Genomic DNA, 19,160 nt, shown 5'->3' with positions numbered 1-19,160 from the left:
ATTTACAACTGAACACACAAACGATCGATCGTTTGTTCTGGTTTCTGGTTGATTCGCTGAATAAAGGCTTGGACATTCTTTCTAATTTCTTGCACACTCGAATAGAACACGTTGTAAATCACGTCTGATTTCAGCCATTTCCATAGCCCTTCAATCAAGTTCAATTGCGGACTGTATGGTGGCAAAAAGACGAGCTCTAACCGATCTTCGTGTTCTTTTAAAAATGGCTGAATGAGTTTGGCATGGTGAATTCGAGCGTTATCTAAAATCATCACTATTTTGCCTGTGGGATAGCGTTCTAACACAAGTTGAAGAAATCGAAGAAATGTTTCCGCGTCATAGCATTCTTCTTCGATGCAAAACACTTCCCCTGTTTCGTAGTTCAACGTGCCAATCAGCTTCAGCCCTTGATGTTTTCCAAACGTCGGAATGATTCGTTGTTTTCCTTTGACAAACCATGTTTTTTGAATCGCTTGGTAATCACGAATCATCGACTCATCTTGAAAGAGGACATGGGCGATGTTCCCATCTACCAGTTTTTTTTTACTTCAGGGAAGGTGATTTCGACGAATTCTTTTTGTTTCTCTTCATCGGCATTGGCTAGTGTATAGGTCGGTTTCGTATAGCTTAGCCCTAACCGATGCAGAATGTCACTTGTTCCGCGAAGCGTGTATGTTGGCCCCCACTTTTGTTGAATGAGTTCAGCGATTATCGCAAGCGTCCAATTATATTTTGCTTCGAATCCCACATCTACGGGGAGCTGATGTTCAATGATCAAAGCCAGCTCTTTTTCCTGCTCAGGGGTCAATCGACGTGGGGCGCCAGGTGAGTATTTCATCTCCAGTCCATCAAGACCGCGCTGGGCGTAGGCATGAATATAGTTATAAATAGTTTTCTTGGATCGACCAATAATCGTTGCGATTTCTCCTTTGGTATATCCCTGCAAATGAAGATAAATCGCTTGGTAGCGTTCATATGCTCGTTTACTTTTTGCTTCTTTCATGGCAGTGGACAACTTTTCGATCTCGTCTTTGTGATTTGGCATCATATTTTCTCTCCGTTCCCCTATTTTCTCTTTGTATTTATTCGCCGTGGAACGGGAGAAAACCTTTATTTCAATTTATATAGGATTAACATTATTACGTATTATTCCTCTTAACGTATTTACAATATCTAAAACTTGCTTTACCCGATCATCGGACCTGAAAGAAGAATTTGCTTCAATATAATTCCAATAGCTATCGTATGAAATCATACCAGTAGCATTTTCAGGAACTTCTTCGTCTAATAGCTTTTTAATTTCATCACTGATTGTTGTTAATGCAACGCGTTTTTCACCTATATTCACTTGTTCAAACATTTCTAAATAAGAAGGATGAATTGGGAACATATTAACATATGTTTCCATATTTTCAGTAAGGCCATTATAAAGCTTCGTAAACTTGCTTAAATGTTCCCGAATCAATGCTTTTTGTTCATCGTCTTTCTTAAGTAAGCGTTCAGATACAACAAAAGCAATATCTTCACGGACAATTCTTGTTTCTCTAAACCGTTCTTTAACTCGACGTAATGAATCCGCTACGAAATTAAATCGAGGGTTTTCAAATAGCATTTCTTGGACACCAGAAATAAAACGAAAACGAGAATGGTTACATACTTCTCCTACTTCTCTTAAAAATCCAAGGTCTAGAGTAAGTTCCTGTTCATTGCGTCCTCTTAAATAATCCAATAACTCATCAATGACAAGGAGCAAACCTTGATCTGGATATTTTTCATGGAAAAGTTCCATCATTTCAAAAAGCATATCTTTATTATTCGTAACTTGATCAGCTGCTGGGAAAGTATAGTCAATGCCTATTTTTGCTAATCCTTCTGATAATTCACGGCAAATAATTTCACGTAAAGGCATTGTTACAGCACCAAATTCAGCACGAATAACTTTAAATTTACCTTCGATTTCTTTTGCTTTTTCAGCTACTTGCGGATGACGTATGTATTGGCTTGAACCAGGTAATTCTGCAATTGTCGAGACAACTCCCATTAAGTGGGATTTACCAGAACCGTAGTTCCCGACGATTAACATTCCTTTGTTATTTACTGGACGTTCAAACTGAAGATTTTCGAAAATATCATTAACTAACTTATCAGCCATATGGTCAGAAATGACATAATTTTTAACTAAGTCAATGGCTTGATCTTCTTTATCTGCACTTTTTAACACAACTACATCGTTAATGGGTGTAAATGAAATTAAATCCTTATAACGAAGCATGTGAACCCCTCCTTTTAAACACAATAAATTTTTCCTTCATAGTCTGAACACGTAAAGTATTCCGGGTGCCCATATTTTGCATAAATAAGCTTGTCATTATGAAAATTCCCAGGCCATTCAACAACTAATTTATAGGTTTTACTTAAGTTTTCGAGCAGTCGAATGGGATGAATTTTCAATTGTGGATCAAACAGAATGTTGATATTTTGTAAATAATAAATACAATTGCGATCATTTAATGTATTTATAAAGATGTCATCTACAACTAAAGGATATTGTTCTTTAGATACTGGTAATAACCCTTCACTCACTAGAAGATTGACATTAATTTTTTTAAATGATTTTTCCGGAAATGAAAAATCAACTGTGTCATCCGATTTACAAATAATAATCAGTTTATAATACCAATTTTCCATTTCCTGTAAATCTTTATTTAACGATTCCCTCCACACGTGAAACATCCTTTTCTACACTATTTGAAGTTTAAACTCAGTTACTTTTCCTCTCCAAATACTATATCTATATAGTAATATACTTTAATAAGCAGAAACAAACTTTAAATCGTAAAGAATCCAACCGTTTCGCCAGGATTAATATTTAGTAGTAAACGACGATCTAACAACTGATTTCCCCATTCGCATGATGTTTCTGAAATGAACGAACATGAATGACATGCAGCGCCATTCGCAGTGGTTTTATATTTAAAGTTTCCCTCTGAGCAATTCGGATCAGAAGAACAATACATCATACCTTCAATGGCTCGAATAAAAATCGGATAAAGTTTATCAGGTTCGGCCAATTCAATTAACCCACCAAGACTTCCTTCTGAATCACCAGAAGCCGTATAAATTAGTACACCGTACATGTTGTCACTACAGTAGATTCGTTCACGAAGAGATGTTGTTGCATAGCCAGAATGGGCGGCTAATTCTTTAATCATTGCATGACTAAAGGTATGTAAGAGTATATGCCTACTTTTAATTTCTAACGGTGAAAACCCTAATTGTTCCCTTTGATGGTTAAATTTTTGAATAACTTCATCTGTAAAATCACCATGATTCGTATTTTGTTCCCAATCTTTTAATTTAAATTCATTAAACTTAAAGAATATGCCTTCACCATTGTTTTGTACACCTGGCAGCCAACCAGTATCTTCGTCTTTCATAATTGAAACAAGATGGTCTGTTTGCTTTGTATCAAATCGATCGATATAATCCAATCGGGTAAACCCGCGTAAAACCTGTATTTCTGGTAAGGACTCGACTTTATGAATTGCCGAGAAATAAGATTGCATTTTTTCATGAATATCAACTGAAGTCGATTTATAACCTGTGTCATGGCTATCATCAACTTTATCAAGGATTAACGTATTCCATTCTTGCTTTCGGATTGATTCATAGCTCACTTCTCCGCCATAATCTCCTAATAAAATTTGTTTCACTCTTTCTTTTTCAGATTCATTTATCCCGAGCATACTTAAAGATTGTGTGAAAAAGTCTTCATTATTTAATTCCAAAGCTTTTTGAAGTAGTGTTTTACTATCATTTACTTTTTTTATTAATGGATCTTGTATTTGTTCACTCAGTGGTATTCTGAGAAAACTTGCAACAGCAGGTGAATATATATTTGAGCCACCACGTAAATATGTGTCCATTGTTTCAGTACATGATGCTTTTTCATTAATCCAAGGCATCTCTCCTGTACATTGGGGGAGAATCGATTTTAATATCCCTTTTTTCATAATATTGGCTAACGATTGACGAGCATTGCATTTTACGCATCTCACGTATAAATCAGATAGCGAACCACTACTTCCTTCACGGATAAATTTTAATATTGGTTTTTCACAAACTTCTTCTTTATGTTGATGGACCCATTCTATATATGGAAAATCGGATATATGTCCATTTTTACAAGCCACAACAAAACGGCTTGGGTATAGTTCAACTTCTTCACCATTTTTTTTGCAAAAATAACAATGTTTACTATTAAAATCGGTCATCATGCCACATTTGGGACAGATTTTCCATTTTGGAAATGGAACTGCTCTAATTTTAATTTTATCAGGCATATCATTTAAAATTTTTATCTCTTTTACATCTAGCAACTTATTAATTCTAGGATCTTTTATAGTTGGTGCATTCCAAGTATTCCATAAATCAGCAGCCATTATCATTACACTTTGGTCCATCATATCAACTATAGCACCAGGTCCATAATAATAAATTAATTGTGATGGACGTAAAGTTCCCATATCTTTACTCATCTTTTAACCACATCTCTTCCACAGTAATTTCACCTTCAACATTACGTAATGTATTCATTGCTGGCTTTGCTTCTGGGGTTTTTGCTTTTTCAGTAAATTGTCTAAGGAGGTGATTTTTTGTATATTGGCTTTTACGATAACTTAATTTATCTGTATATTTATTTGCCGCCTGTTCCCACCATTCTAAATAGTCGATTAGAATCTGATCCGCTTCATTTATATCCCATTTATTTGTTTTAGCAATTCGCTCTAGAAATTCCTCTTTTAATTTTTGTACTTCTGTTGTTATTTGAAATTGATTAGCACTATTTTCATTACTTATTTCTGGCATTGATTGTCTTAGAAAACCGATAAAGGCTCCTGTTAATCCTTTCTTACGACTACCAACGGAAAAAGGTGTAACACTAGTTGCCTCAACATTACGATAATAGGTTTGATGATAAGACTTAAACCGTTCATAATGAGAAAGGTCCCGTGAACGCATTGAATTAAAAATCGTTAATACAAGACCTGGAAATTGCCGACCAACTCTACTTGTCGCTTGAATATATTCGGAAGTTGTCTTTGGCTGTCCATGAACGACCATGACACCTAGACGATCAATATCCACTCCAACTGAAATCATATTGGTTGCAAGAACAGCATCTAATACACCAGCATCATCTTTTGTTTTTTCCATTTGGTCTAGTATCTCTGGAATTTCCTTTGCCTTTTTACGACTTGTTAGTTCTTCTACGTGTAGTTCATGAGAAAACTTTTGATCTGGGTCAAGCACATCCAATCTTATTGGTACTTCATCTTTGAATGTTGTTAGCATACCTGATAATTCTTTTACCGTATTAAAATAACCTATTATTGTCCAATACGGATCGACATTTTCATCTTGTAGGGTTCTTGTCACTGTTAATAAAGCTGCATACGTTTGAATGGATTGAATCTTTCCACTTACACCCGGTGCACATATCCCTAGGTATAAACGACCTGGTTTTTCATCCGTACTCAATTGATAGGAGACAAAATTGTCATTGGCCTTTTGTACTGCTAGTGGGAATTGAGAAACATCACGGCCATAAAGTCCTCTAATTTGTTCGTCAGCGCCACTAATCGTAGCCGTCGATGCGATAATTTTTGGACCAATTCCATCATCTCTTGTACAAAGCAAATCAACCGCTACTTCATATAAACCTGTTAAAGAACCGAGCGGTCCAGAAATTAAATGAAGTTCATCTTGAATGATTAATTCTGGCGGAAGTAGTCGATTAATTTTCTTCCAACCTCGTTTTCTTTCCTTTTTATCATATATAAATCCTTTATCTGGATGATAATAGTTTTTCATACCAAATAGTTCATACATATTATTTTTCCATGCAATTTGTGCGATTTTATCAACCGTTCCAATTATTATTGTCGGAACATGTTCGTATATTGCTTCATCAACGGTATAGACTGGCAAACCTTCATTACCATAAAATTCACATTGCGGATTATGACAGGAGATCTTTTGACTATCCTTAGTGATTTCATAATCATCAGGTGTTAGTTCGGTTCCACACCAAGGACAATGTAATAATTGCATCGGATTCCCTTTTTGAATTTCTTTCCCTTCGCGTATTTCTGCTATTTTTTCACATGCATCTTCATATGTATTCGGTGATGAATCACTCCCGATCCACAGTCCTATACTAAATGGGATTTCTCCATAACTAAACGGTTCTTCTGCACGAATATATTCTGCAGCACAAACTAAAGCTGCTGCACGCTGGAATTGTTGCGTTGTTAAAAGACGTAACGTATAGCGCATAAATACCGTAACACCAGCATATTCATCTACATTTAAAATGTCTTTTGCTGATAAGCGACGGTAAGCCATCGTAAAAGCAGCAACTCCAAGGTAGGCTTCAGTTTTTCCACCACCGGTTGGGAACCAAATCAAATCCACTAAATCTCGGTCAGGATGGCGTGGATTCGTTATTCCTGGAATACTCATAAGTAAGAAAATAATTTGGAATAAACGCCATTTACCATCATAATTTGGCTTTATGCGGTTTCCTGATGAACGATATTCTAAAGCAACCTTTGTCTGGGCTCGTTGTAACATCATACAACGGTTAGCAAATTGAAATGCTTTCTTTTCAATACTATCGTCCGATTGGGAAATGATTTCGATACCTTCTTCAACCCTGGAAATGATTTTCTCTACTTTTGTTATGTTTTTTTCCGCTTCTTTTTTAAGAGGAGACTCTAAATCTTGAATAGCTTCTTTTTGCTCTTTTAGCCATTTTCGGTATTCAATTGGAATTATAGATAATGTCTCATTTAATTGCTCTGCAGTTTGTTTACTTAACTCCAACATTGAAAACGAATGTCCTTCAATAGTTCGATGCTCAACATTTGGGAGTTCATAAAAAGGAAGCCATGTAGATTCAATCGTAACTTGCCCTGAATCAATATTCCAATCCACCCCGACCCCATGACCAATCGCTAGTTCATAAAAGTCTCGATACAATAATTCATTTTGTACATTAAATCGGTCGGCTTTTGATGTGAAATAAGCTAAATGATATTTTGGAAAACGAACCTTAAGCTTTGTTTGAAACATAATTTCATCTTGTTTCGGAAAAGTATCTTCTCTTTCGTATGAATTATATAAAAATATGCTCACGTGATATAAACCATCTCGCTCCAAAACAGTATATTTTACGCGAGCAGGGTCTGAATCTGTTTTATTATTTTCGAGAATTTTCGTTTCATTTGCTTTTAATTCGATTTCCCACACTTCTTCATGTGGAGAGCGCGCATGATTTTTTCCCTCATACATTGCCCAATTAGCTTGTATATAGATGGGGCATAGTTCTTTAAGTTTGAAGCTAAAGCCCATTGTTGAAGCTCTGAATATATCTCGTTTTGATAAGTATTCATCTACCTTTTCATCTTCAGCAAGCTGATTCGTCTGTATATCAAATTCATCTTCAGGTACAACATCCGAAGAAGAACCAAATGGTACAAGTTTACCGGTTAAATATAAATTCATTGGACGTTTCTTTTCACCTAGAATTTCATCTTCTTCTAATGGGCCTACTAAAAATTTTTCTAAGTCATTTACAATTCTAGTTCTTGTTTTCCTATAATCTTCTAAATCAATTGTTTTTTTCATAATTAGCCTCACCTCATCATTGGCTAGTTGAAAAACACCTGGATAATCGGCTATAATTCTTTTCAATGTATTTACGGTCCAACGGGGACTTATCTTTTTACATTCATTGACTGACATCGTATAATTTGATTTGTTTTTTAAATAATTTAAAAGTTTTTCAGCACCTGGTTTCATACAATAACCTCATCTTCCTTAAAACTCTTTACTTGTTGAACTTCCCAATCTTTAATAAACCTTGCATATGCTAACGGTTTACCATGTCGTGTTATATTCTGGGAAAAATCTATGATTTTACATTGTTCTGTGCCACCAAATTTTGGCCCTCTTAATCCTCGCCCAACCATTTGTTCATACAATATTTGACTTGATGTCGGTCTGCAAATGATTAAGTGGTCAGTTTTCGGTGCATCAAACCCAGTAGTTAAAACGCCATAGTTAAATAAAAATTCGATTTCTCCTCGTTTAAATGCAGCTATATGAATCCGACGAATTTGTTTCGGCGTTTCTGCTGAAATAACTGCAGATTTTCAATTCATCATCATCGATAAGAACTCAGCATGCTCAACAGTACATGCATAAACTAGTGTTGATGTTCCAGTAGGGATGGTAAGCATATACTCAATAATATGAAAGTTTCTCTCACGATCTTCAGCTAAAACTTTTAAATACTCGCTATTAATATCATCTGTTTCATTATCAATATACTCATCAGGTACTTCAACAGTTTCTCCATCCTTACTCAATAGAAAGATTGGTTCAGCTAATTAACCTTCTTCACGAAAATAAAGTAGTGGATTTTTTTGATATTTTTCTATATTTGGGAGTGTAGGATGGATTAAGTAAGCATCAAATTCATCGACCAACTTCATCGTTTCATCATTACTTCTTCCTGGCGTTACAGTTAAGCCACAAATTGGAAATAATTCATCGCCTACTAATTGTCTTGCACGATTAAATAAGAGCTTTTTGCGATGTACTGATTTTCTAGATTAGATTAAAAAAATTTACTCTAAAATTTTACCACATTTTCATTTTTAGGTATGATTTTCTATGCTTTTCCTGCCTTTAATGGTTTGTGTGTCTATTTTTTTACAAAAAAGGGCATACGAATCCTGTTGTCTTATCCACATTTTTTGCTTGTGGATATCTTTTTTACTTTTACTTATTCACATGTGGATAATTTTTTTATACAGCACAAACAAGACTCCTCATATTTTGTGCTTGTTTTTCTTTTATTCTGCCTAGCGCCATGGCTAACATCACACAAAGAGCTAATCCGCATCGTACGGTCATTTTCTTTATCCCTCGTATCGTGTGATTTTCAAAACCAAACACCTGATCAATGCGGCTATTTACTCGTTCAACTGCTGTTCTTTTGTTGTATTCTCTTTTCCATTTGTAGCTGGCACGGTCAATTGGCGTAAATATTCTCCGGTCTTCTGAAAGCGGGATTCGAATGCCATTTACCACCGGACACTTTTCCATCCCCTCACAATTCATGCCATATTGTTTGGCGGGACAAAGTTTCCTTATGGTATTTCGATCTTTATCAAATCCACCACATGCCATTTCTCGTTTGATTCCTGTTGATGGACAATGACAAAATACATTCCCTTTATAATTATAGGTTACATTTTGTTTGTTATTTAACAAACGGGTACTTTCTCCATCTTTCCACATGTTCCGAATATCAATAACCGGTTTAATGGCATGCTGATCCCAACAGTTGATGATTAGCTTCGAATCATCATATCCTCGATCTCCCGTTAGTATTTCAGCTTTTTTCAGTATTTCAGGTTGGCGTTCTTCCATTTTTTCGAGTAGATGATGTGCTTCGTTTATATCCGGCACATTTGCTTTTGTTACCGAGAACATAATCGGTAACTCATAGCTGGCATCAACGATGAGATGAAGTTTATACCCAAACCATTTTACAATTTTCTCCCATCGTGTACCATCTTCCCTTGTTCCGCGATATACTTTTTTTTCCATAATCTGCATCTAGGTCCCGACGACCATCCTCTTTTTCGTTTTTATTTTTCTTTGCTGCATAGGATTTAATGGCCTTACTATCTATAGCCAAGCGTTTCCCAAAATCCGGTACTATCTTTTTGAGCTCTCTGACTAAATCGTCAAACATCTCTTCTACCTCTGCTTGGTGCATCAACACTTTATGTAAAAATCGGCTGAATGCCCAAGGCGTAGGCACTTTTCCATTAAATCCGCAAAGGGAACGCAATTGCCCATTTCTGGCTAATTCTCTTAGGAGTTTTGCATCACTATCATGTTGGAATACAATCCCAGCCAATAAGGCATTCCACATGGCTCGAATCGGATAATCATCACGACCCTTCCCACATTCTTTTTCAAGCACCCTCATGAGCTGTTCATCCGGCATGTACTCTATGACAAGACGAAGCCGTTCTAAATCTCCTAATTCTTCAATTTCTTCCCACGCAAAAAGACTAGATGATGTATAAAATTTTGTGTCAAGCATTTAGTTAGACCAAAAGAAAAAGGTAGGGTATTCTCTGATTTGGCAAAAATCTTAGAGAAAGGAGTACCCTACCTATGTCTAAGAGTATATCGAATATAGATTGGATGAATCAACTGGAAAACGTTATTCGTGAGTTTGTAAAGGAAAAATTAGAGCTGATCATGAAGGAAGAAATCCAGACTTTCCTCGAAATGGAACAAGAGGGAACGTCGAATAGAAGAAACGGCTATTACCATCGAAACCTAGACACGCAGTATGGTCGTATCGAAGGACTTTCTGTTCCAAGAGACCGAAACGGGGAATTTCAAACGCAGCTGTTTGCCCCTTACCAACGCCATACGGGCTGGCTCGAGGAAGCCATCATCAAGATGTATCAAAGTGGTATGAGTACGCGTGAAATTGGCAAGTTTATTGAACGAATTTTAGGCAAGGCCTATTCTCCTTCAACGATCAGTCGTATGACCGATATCGTGAAAGAAGACATTGAGAAATGGCACAAACGTCCCCTGAACAAACGTTATTCTGTCTTATATTTAGACGGATTGTATGTAAAACTTCGTCGCGATACCGTGGAGAAAGAAGTGATTTATGTGGTGTTGGGGGTCAACGAAGAAGGATATCGCGAAATTCTTGATTTTTTCGTAGGAGGACAGGAGAGTGCCTATGGATGGCAAGAGATTCTTCAACAGCTCTACAAAAGAGGCGTACAGGAAGTGCTTCTGGGCGTATTTGATGGCCTTCCGGGGCTAGAGGAAGCCTTTAAGGCTGTTTATCCGAAAGCCGATGTGCTGCGCTGTGTCGTTCACAAAGTACGTAATACCTTAAATCGTGTTCGGAAAAAAGATCAATTTGAAGTGGCAGAGGATCTCAAACTGATTTATCGCGCACCGAATAAGGAGATTGCGTTACAGATGTTTCAACAGTTTGAGTCGAAATGGTCGAACAAGTATCCGAGAGAAGTTCAATCTTGGGCCAATGAGTTGGATGTCCTCCTTACATTTATGGATTATCCAAGCAGTATTCGAAGTGTGATTTACACGACCAATGCCATTGAACGAACGATCAAAGAGATTCGGAAACGTCTAAAGCCGATGAACAGTTTGAGTAGTTTAGAAGCCGCTGAAAAAGTCGTGTATTTGACCATCCAAGATTTTAATGAGAAATGGGCAGGACGAAAATTACGAGGATTTGCTGAAGCCTATGAAACCCTTCAACAAATGTTTGAAAAACGTTATAACTAACCAAATATTGTAAACGAACAAAATAAAGGGATTCTCCCTTTCCACACAGGAGACTGAATATTCAGTCTCCTGTGTGGAGGAAATCGAACCCCTATCCATTCCAAATCCATTTCAGAGATACCCTATCTATCTTACATAACACAAAATTCTTGACGGTACCAAAGACTAAGTTGTGGTATAATAGCCATAAATGGATCCTCCTTTGGTTCGTTAAGTTGATTTGTTTGTTAACTTAATTTTACACCAAGGGGTCCATTTTTTGTTGTTTTTTATGGGAGTAAAATTGAATTTTTCGTAACCCAAAGACCTTTAAGCCCGCATTTTTCCGTTATTCCTGTGGGGAAAATATTTTTCAGCGTATTCTCTATCCTTTGGGAATCAAGGAATAACGAACATCGCAATTACCTCAATAAAGATTTATAACTTTTGGTTGTTGCATGGTGAGCTTCATCTATAATCATTGCACCACAGTTTTCTAAAATCTCGTCTAATGCTGGATCTTTAGATTTAATTCTCGTATAAAGTTGTTGAATACTGGCTACAGCTACACCACCGATTAAATTTTCAACACTAATTTGCTTACCACCAAAATATCGGTAGACACGTAGCGCTTCAGGGAACTCTCGATTCTGCCAAAGATCAGTAATACAAGCGATTGCTTGTTCGCAAAGTTCTTCGCTTTGTGCAATCCAAATTAAGTATTTTCCTTCTGAAAATCTTGGTTGCATCCAATCTATAAAACTCTCAACCGCTACCCTTGTTTTGCCACCACCTGTAGGCAAAGTAACCATGCAGCGAGTTTTATTTTGTTCTAGGTTTAAGACTTCTAGCATTTTGTTCTTTAATTCTTCTTGATATGAAACTAATGGAGGTAACACTTTTCTTGGTTCAATATCCTGAAAAGCGTCCGTGGAATGGTCTTTTGGTATAGAAATGCCAGAAAAAACTAATGGGAATCCTAATGTCTTTATAAAATCTTTTGGCCAACGTCCTCCCATTGTCCATTTCTTATTTGCTAAAGAATTATACATATATGATGGAGATTTTATATTTTTACCCGAAATCGGATTTCGGTTATACAAATTAATTACGGTATCGTCATCTAACTGTCTAAGTAAATGTGATCTTAATTCTCGTACAGCTTGATGACTACCGGCAAATAAATAAGGTCCTTTATTAACAATAACTGTTCTTGCGAGTTGATATTCATCCATTTCTCCTTCTTCTAAATCTTCTAACATAAGGGTCAACTGTTTATAATTTTCTTTACCTATAAAATTAATTAACATTGATAAAGTAACTTTATATTTATCTATTAAAAGATGTACTGTTTGTCTAATTTCTTTTTCTGTTGGAAACGCATGCACTTTTGATTTCAACTCCACTATATTTTGTAATATTTATCCTTCAATGCTATTAATCTCTTTATATTTTCCAAGTAATATTACCTATCTTATATTATAGCTCTTTGGAACTAGTAATTAAAGTTAAGTTTCCGTGAATTATCTGATTTTTCAATTTTCTACCTACATATAAATAATGCATTACATCTATGTTACTGTACTTCAAAATAATATATGGAGTAATTTATATAAATTTCTCAACTTTCGCAGTGAAAAATTTATGAATAATCCTTGATTTGATAGGTTTCTTTGGGTATCTCATATTCACTTGACACTGAAAAAATTCGTCTAAAAAACAAAAAGACACCTCTTTCTTTTGGTAAACTATTGGTGACCAAACCAAAAACCAAAGAAAGAAAGGTGTCACCATTATGATAACGAAAAAAGAGTATTTTGCGCAATTACCAAAAGAAATAAAAGACGGATTTTCTGAATTACAAATTGGTAATCATTTAAGAAAAGCAGGAATTATCAAGGCTTGTGGTTATTCTTGTTTATCGATTTTTCAACTATTATTTCTTCTTGTTTTTCAATACAGAAACTGGTACCACGCCTTACAAAGCAAAAAGGCTGCCGATTTACCAGGAAAAGATACCATTTATCGTTTTTTGAACTCGTCTACGTATAACTGGAGAACCTTTTTACTATCTCTGAGCTCCGAAGTGATTCGTCGTGTGAAACAAACGATTTCGAAGCGCCGTGTTACCGTGTTTATTGTAGACGATTCGATTTATTCTCGTAACCGTAGTAAATCGGTTGAGCTTCTAGCTAAAGTATTCGATCATTCCACTCGTCAGTTTGTCAATGGTTTTCAACTATTAACGCTCGGATGGTCCGATGGCTTTACATTTGTACCTATCGATTTCGCTCTTTTGAGTTCAGCGAACCAAAAGAATCGCTTGAACGAAATCCATTCGTCCATTGATAAACGAACCACAGGCTACAAACGACGGCTCGAGGCATTGGAAGCAAAACCAAACATGGTGTTGAAATTAGTAGAACATGCATTGGATAAAGGAATTTTCGCTGATTATGTGCTCATGGATACATGGTTTACTCATGCCCCGTTGGTGGAGAAGATTCACTCCAAAGGCCTTTTTGTCATTGGTATGGTCAAACAGCTGAAACAACGGTATCTTTTCAACGGAGAACGTTTAACCTTGGAACAACTGTATCGAAAAGCGAAACGAGACATTGGCAAAAAAGAAACACTCGGCTCGATTCACGCAACCCTTCATACGGGTTTACCAGTGAAAATCGTGTTTGTGCGGAATCGAAACAACCAAAGTGAATGGCTAGCCATTTTGAGTACAGATACCACGCTGTCTAATGAAGAAATCGTTCGAATCTATGGGATGCGTTGGGACATTGAAACCTTTTTTAAATTCAGTAAATCGTTTTTACATTTAGCCAAAGAGTTTCAAGGTCGTTCCTATGACATGATGATTAGCCATACTACCATTGTCTTCACTCGGTATATCTTGATTGCTTGGCAACTTCGGAAAGAAAAGGATCCGAAGACCATGGGCAACTTATTCTTGTTTCTATGTGACGAAGTAAAGGAGATGGACTTTAAAACGGCTTTACTATAATTGATTTCTCTTTTCCAAACTTTGGCTGAAGCTAAGGTTTATTTGAGTATGGACATTTTTCAGTGTCAACTGTCCAATTGGATTACTTCTTTACCTCGTTATATCAAGGACTGTCTCCGTATTTCTGTGTGCTAAAGTTGAGTTATTTATAATAAAAAAGGCTGACACTGATGATGGCTCATTGTCATATCAAGATAAAGCCTTAAGGTTTCATCTCCTCATTGCACTATCTTTCCTTCAATCCGATGATTGGCATCATTTCACTTCTTCCTATTTTATCCAACGATATACTGATGAATTCCTCTATCGGCATATTGGCACCACTAAGCTCGAAGCTCCCTTTCTCTTATACTGGATCTTCAGCAACAATTGACTTATCGTGATAATTCTCATAAATGGTTAAACAACTAGTACAACCAAACACCCTCTTTCATATACTGCTACTGTCAAATAAATCAAAAACGGAGGTATTAAAATGCACGCACACAAAAAATGGGGCCACCACCCTTCTTTTGGATGTCCCCCGGTATTCTGTCCGCCACAAGTGTATCCAACTATGTACGATCTACCATTAGTCTCGCCGCCACAGCAATACGTAAAAACCAATTTAACCAATACTGTAGTACCACATATTCACCCATCTCATACCACTAATGTTAACAAGCATATGATTACTCATGAGCATTATTTCCCACACACTGAATCTGTAGTAAATGAATGCTGCGAACAACATGTGATGTGTGGAGTACCGCATGATCCTTGTTGTCCGAGACCATTTGGCTTTTAACTTTCAAAGCCCCACATACGGGGCTTTACTTTTTCCTTAACAGGCTCCATATGGATATCAATTAAATCTTATCTAACGGAATCAGTCTGATTAATCCGAACTGTTCAACATGGATATTCATCAAAACTTAATAAAGCAATCTCCATAAATAAAAAGTGGCATAAGCTTCCCAATTTTTCCATCTTGAAAATAACTTTAAGATTTCTGCTTTAGAAGTTTATTCTCGAAACCAAGAAGATGTTTCATAGCATTGTGCAGACCGACATCATCAATGGGTAAAGCAGTAGGCATCCTCAGACAAAACATTAAAGTATAGTTTGCCGTCCACGGTCCTATTCCCCGAATTTTGACTAAGGCCTTTTCCGCTTCCTTATAGTCTCCCGCGCCTATCAATCGCTCTTTTGTTAATTTTCCTTCCGCCATGAGTCGAGCGACTCCAATGAGATATTCACCTTTTCTGGTAGACATTTGTAATTCGGTTAAATCGTTGATCGTCAATTCCGCGACGACTTGCGGAGATGGAAAGATCCAATATGGTTCTCCATTCCAGTTTACGTGCCGATCAAAGGTTTCCACGAAACGCCTTTTTAAAGTACGCGCAAAACTTAGATTGATTTGCTGTCCGATAACCCCCCAACAGATAGCCTCAAATAAATCGGGAATTCCGATGAGACGAAGTCCATAAAATTGGCTGGTGACTTTTTGCAGTAACGGATCATTTTCCGCTAAACTGTAAAATGGGCGCAAATCGATCTCCAAATCAAACCATTCTCTTACGAATCGTGCTACCGCTGCCCGGACCCATTTATGAGAAGGAATGGTGTGACCAACAAAACGTATGATAAGAGAATCATCATGGTCCGTACTAATTTCCATTAATACTGTTTCCTGCTCGATCGGAACCGCTTTGTAAATTCTATTGTCTTTGATACGATACATACTTTCGTTTGGAGCGATAGACAAATATTTCATGTTTTCGGCAAAGCTGAATTCTTTCGGCACCATCAACCTGATTTCATCCTTGTGATCTTCCCAGGAACCATGCGGAAGATGAGAACAACATGTTTTACTAGGACGATAACCGGCTTGCTCTGCTTCTATTCTAGACGCAAATCGAATGATGTTTTCTGTCTTTTTATTCTCTTCGCACCAGGGGAAACAATAAATCTTCGTTGTTTTGTCGCCCACAAAATAAGCGGCATCCCACTCAGGATTAAACAAACTGTTTTTCATATAAATCCCCCACTCCTATATAGGGCTTGCTGAACGAATCAAATTTGGTCAGATACAAGCCAAATTCCGATTATCAAAATATAAAATAGTGTTGTGTAAAAAAAAAGAACCCTGAGCTTGCGCTCCAGATTCAGTATGAAGAATTGAAGGGCTACTACTGTTTCGCTGGTCTCCTGAAGGCGTGCTCGAATAAAGCCCAGCCCATACTTGCGCTTGCCTTCGCCAAATTTGCCTTCAACGGCATTACGTTCAGAGGCATCCTGCCTTGCGACGCGTTCCAAGGTTTTGTCTTCCGTTCTGGATGGGCGTCCTAACCTTGGCCCACTCAGACGAATGCCAAGAGATTTGCAGTATGCCAGATTATTACGGTTTCGGTAAATTTTATCTGCCAAGATCGCTTCCGGATAAAATCCGAACCGGTTGTAGTAGTTTTCAACAGATTCCTTGAGAGTGGTCCCTTCATTGTAATTTTCCCAGTCGAGGTGCTCAATCAAGGCATAACCATCTACGACACTGATGGCGACTTTTGAACCGAACTCCACGTTCGCTTTTGCCTTGCCGCGCACAATTGGACGGACATGTGGCTGGGAAATGCTTACAATCCGGTGGTCAACCCGGTGTGTTTTCTTTTTGTACATTTCTGCCTGTTGGCGGTAAAGTTCATGAATCACGAGAAGTTGCCTGTATTCATCTTTGCTTAAAAGAGACAGAGAGCTTTAGGAAACAAGATTTTTAATGATCTCCAGATCCCGTTTCACATATCCGAGCTGTTTGCCTACAACTTTCCGGATTTTCCGGGCGCCAGCTTTACGTTGCTTAGCGACAGAAAGATAGTCCTTGCGGGCTCTTTTTCTGTAGGTCCGTGGCTTACGTAATTTCCCTTTGTGTGGTTCATGCAGGACATCAATGATATGTTCCAATTTCTCACGGGCTTCGTTCAACAACCCGAGGTCTGTAGGATAAGCAATATCAGCCGGTGCACAGGTTGCGTCCAAAATGAGCTTTCCTCTGTTCTTCGTTTTGGGAGAAGCCGATTCAGTTGAATGCTTTTCTGAATCGGAACCGGGAGGCTGAAGATCGCCACGATCATGATCATAATCATTACGATCTTCATCAACATGATCGTCATCGTCGTGATCCTGATCATCATTGTTGTCGTTTTCCTTAGATGCTTCTTCCAATTGGCGTTTTTGTTCTTCCAGAACGATCCATTCATTCAGTTCGTTGATGATATTTGCCCCCAAACGTTTTCTAAAACGAGTCATCAGAGAATGGTCGAATGGGGCTTTTTCCTGGAATTCAGGCAAGCCGATAAAATACTGAAGATACGGGTTTTCTGTGATCTGTTCGACTGTTTCCCGGTCAGACAGCCCAAGCCGTTCTTTGATATAAAGAGCCCCAAGAGCGATTCTGACAGAATAAGCCTTTTCGCCTTTGAATTTCTTCTTGAAGGACTTGGCATACTTTTCTTCGGCCATCCACCAAGGAATCATTTCAGCAAGACGGACCCAGCGATTTTCTTTATTTAATTTCCCACCGAATGGTAGAAAAAAATCATCTACAAAAGTTAATTGATGTTCGGTCTTTTTGTACATCGTAACAGCCTCCAAGTGCAAGGTTTTTTACGTGTTTCCTTTGAAATCCTTACACTTTATATTCGACAAAAGTAGCCAAAATCCTTGTCAAATCTGGAATTTTTGCTTATTCAGCAAGCGCTAAATATTATAAACATAGCTGCTAATGTGACAGTCATACTGATTGTAGTGATAGGGTCATTTTCTTATATCAGGCATCATCGTATGACCATAAATAAGTAATGCAAGATTTTTGTATTCAAACCACTTATTTGCTTTTTCAAAAAACGTACAAAAAATCCTTTTTGCGTCTCTTAATTTGGAACTGTTTGTTCCATCATCATTCTTCTTTGTTCCAAGTTTTGTTTGAATGATTCCACCACCCATTTATTTCTTTCTTCAAGTCGCTTAATCATATATTGGTTTTTGCTTTGAGATCGGTTCCAGCAACTGTTTATCAAATAGTTTCTACTCCTCCAGTACTTTCTTAATCCCCTTTATAAAAGTTAAAGATTAAGAAAAGATATTTTTATCATCCATTATCTTAACAAAGTTTTTGATATATTCTTTACCCAGTCGTGTTGATGTTCCCAGCAATGCCACACATCATACATCCATTCTCTAAGCGTAGCGTCTCGATTTTTCCCTGGTTTCTCTTTTAAAACGTCTTGAACCGTTATTGAATATGAATGGTCTGGGAGTGGCAATGACGGCCAGTTATATGGACATTGACTAAGCAGCATATGCACACCCTGGACTTGTTTTCCGGTAAATCCGAGTTCAATCGCATAATATAAGCCAATTAATGAAAAGGCAACGGTGATATTTTTCATACCAGCTCCCGCATACTGTGCGCTGTATGTATCAATAGCGTGCTGATGCACAAAATAGAGGTCTTGTTGACTCATCGTATACAAGATCAGTTCGTTGTATTTTTGGTAACATTCTCCGGTGGCATTGTAGCGATGAGGCCTTTCTATTTGCTGATCAGGCAGCCTTAACCCGCAGCCGGTGCATTCCATCATCTTTTCTCTCCTTTTCATCTCTCTTTCACCTTTTCAGACCTGACATCCTCAAAACCTTCATTTTTTATATTCATCATAAAGGCCATTCTTTTTTGCAAATTTCTCTGCCTTTTATC

General features: G+C 37.3%; 14 protein-coding genes and 3 pseudogenes. 3 read left to right on the top strand and 14 right to left on the bottom strand.

Features of this window, described 5'->3' with window-relative positions; genetic code table 11:
• Window positions 1-2: 2 nt before the first annotated feature.
• From N1I86_RS00375 to N1I86_RS00340, 9 genes are all read right to left on the bottom strand, one after another.
• Window positions 3-1,048 (bottom strand): IS630-like element ISBs2 family transposase gene (locus N1I86_RS00375; protein ID WP_076611651.1). Its coding sequence is split into 2 segments (ribosomal slippage): window positions 3-542 and window positions 545-1,048, totalling 1,044 coding nucleotides; the frame shifts between segments, so codons are not numbered across the junction.
• A gap of 72 nt (window positions 1,049-1,120) precedes the next feature.
• A complete protein-coding gene (locus N1I86_RS00370) occupies window positions 1,121-2,272 on the bottom strand; it encodes a DUF6079 family protein (protein ID WP_341094360.1) in 1,152 nt (383 codons plus the stop codon).
• 14 nt (window positions 2,273-2,286) lie between these two features.
• Window positions 2,287-2,724, bottom strand: a complete 438-nt coding sequence (gene brxF, locus N1I86_RS00365) for a BREX-3 system P-loop-containing protein BrxF (protein ID WP_328168261.1) — start codon at window positions 2,722-2,724, stop codon at window positions 2,287-2,289.
• A gap of 104 nt (window positions 2,725-2,828) precedes the next feature.
• Window positions 2,829-4,538: a DUF1998 domain-containing protein gene (locus tag N1I86_RS00360; RefSeq protein WP_341094353.1), complete on the bottom strand. Its 1,710-nt coding sequence runs from the start codon at window positions 4,536-4,538 to the stop codon at window positions 2,829-2,831.
• Window positions 4,531-7,866 (bottom strand): DISARM system helicase DrmA, encoded by a 3,336-nt coding sequence (gene drmA, locus N1I86_RS00355; protein ID WP_341094351.1) that lies wholly within the window; start codon window positions 7,864-7,866, stop codon window positions 4,531-4,533. The genes N1I86_RS00360 and drmA overlap by 8 nt, the downstream gene beginning before the upstream one ends.
• Window positions 7,863-8,207, bottom strand: coding sequence for a DEAD/DEAH box helicase (locus N1I86_RS16640; RefSeq protein ID WP_445662269.1), 345 nt, complete (start codon window positions 8,205-8,207; stop codon window positions 7,863-7,865). The genes drmA and N1I86_RS16640 overlap by 4 nt, the downstream gene beginning before the upstream one ends.
• A 12-nt stretch (window positions 8,208-8,219) precedes the next feature.
• Window positions 8,220-8,435 carry a hypothetical protein gene (locus N1I86_RS00350; protein ID WP_341094348.1) on the bottom strand — a complete coding sequence of 72 codons (216 nt, stop codon included), beginning with the start codon at window positions 8,433-8,435 and terminating at the stop codon, window positions 8,220-8,222.
• Window positions 8,436-8,877: 442 nt separating this feature from the next.
• Window positions 8,878-9,684: a transposase gene (locus N1I86_RS00345; protein ID WP_341094345.1), complete on the bottom strand. Its 807-nt coding sequence runs from the start codon at window positions 9,682-9,684 to the stop codon at window positions 8,878-8,880.
• On the bottom strand, window positions 9,608-10,189 hold the full coding sequence (locus tag N1I86_RS00340; protein ID WP_341094342.1) for a transposase: 582 nt from the start codon (window positions 10,187-10,189) through the stop codon (window positions 9,608-9,610). Before N1I86_RS00340 ends, N1I86_RS00345 begins: the two co-directional genes overlap by 77 nt.
• A gap of 74 nt (window positions 10,190-10,263) precedes the next feature.
• Here N1I86_RS00340 and N1I86_RS00335 point away from each other — a divergent pair, with 74 nt between their 5' ends.
• The gene (locus N1I86_RS00335) at window positions 10,264-11,430 is read left to right on the top strand and encodes an IS256 family transposase (RefSeq protein WP_341094340.1); all 1,167 of its coding nucleotides are present in this window, start codon (window positions 10,264-10,266) and stop codon (window positions 11,428-11,430) included.
• Between the two features lie 401 nt (window positions 11,431-11,831).
• On the opposite strand, the gene N1I86_RS00330 is transcribed toward N1I86_RS00335, so the two are convergent.
• A complete protein-coding gene (locus N1I86_RS00330) occupies window positions 11,832-12,809 on the bottom strand; it encodes a DEAD/DEAH box helicase (RefSeq protein WP_341094338.1) in 978 nt (325 codons plus the stop codon).
• Window positions 12,810-13,204: 395 nt separating this feature from the next.
• Between N1I86_RS00330 and N1I86_RS00325 the strand changes: the two are divergent.
• Both N1I86_RS00325 and N1I86_RS00320 read left to right on the top strand, forming a co-directional pair.
• Window positions 13,205-14,560, top strand: a pseudogene (locus tag N1I86_RS00325) (IS4 family transposase).
• 340 nt (window positions 14,561-14,900) lie between these two features.
• The gene (locus N1I86_RS00320) at window positions 14,901-15,212 is read left to right on the top strand and encodes a CotD family spore coat protein (RefSeq protein ID WP_003352974.1); all 312 of its coding nucleotides are present in this window, start codon (window positions 14,901-14,903) and stop codon (window positions 15,210-15,212) included.
• Window positions 15,213-15,339: 127 nt separating this feature from the next.
• Here the strand turns inward: N1I86_RS00320 and N1I86_RS00315 are convergent.
• The 4 genes and pseudogenes from N1I86_RS00315 to N1I86_RS00300 form a co-directional block, all read right to left on the bottom strand.
• Window positions 15,340-16,445, bottom strand: a pseudogene (locus N1I86_RS00315) (Ada metal-binding domain-containing protein).
• 48 nt (window positions 16,446-16,493) lie between these two features.
• Window positions 16,494-18,040: pseudogene (locus tag N1I86_RS00310) on the bottom strand (IS5 family transposase).
• A 177-nt stretch (window positions 18,041-18,217) separates the two neighbouring features.
• Window positions 18,218-18,406, bottom strand: coding sequence for a hypothetical protein (locus N1I86_RS00305; protein ID WP_040340804.1), 189 nt, complete (start codon window positions 18,404-18,406; stop codon window positions 18,218-18,220).
• Between the two features lie 152 nt (window positions 18,407-18,558).
• Window positions 18,559-19,062, bottom strand: a complete 504-nt coding sequence (locus tag N1I86_RS00300; RefSeq protein ID WP_341094336.1) for a DUF5946 family protein — start codon at window positions 19,060-19,062, stop codon at window positions 18,559-18,561.
• Window positions 19,063-19,160: the final 98 nt, after the last annotated feature.

The organism is Bacillus sp. FSL W8-0116, assembly GCF_038003825.1.
Classification (GTDB): Bacteria; Bacillota; Bacilli; order Bacillales; family DSM-4216; genus Bacillus_O; species Bacillus_O smithii.
Note: the sequence above shows the minus strand (reverse complement) of the source record. Positions and strands in the feature narration are given on the sequence as shown.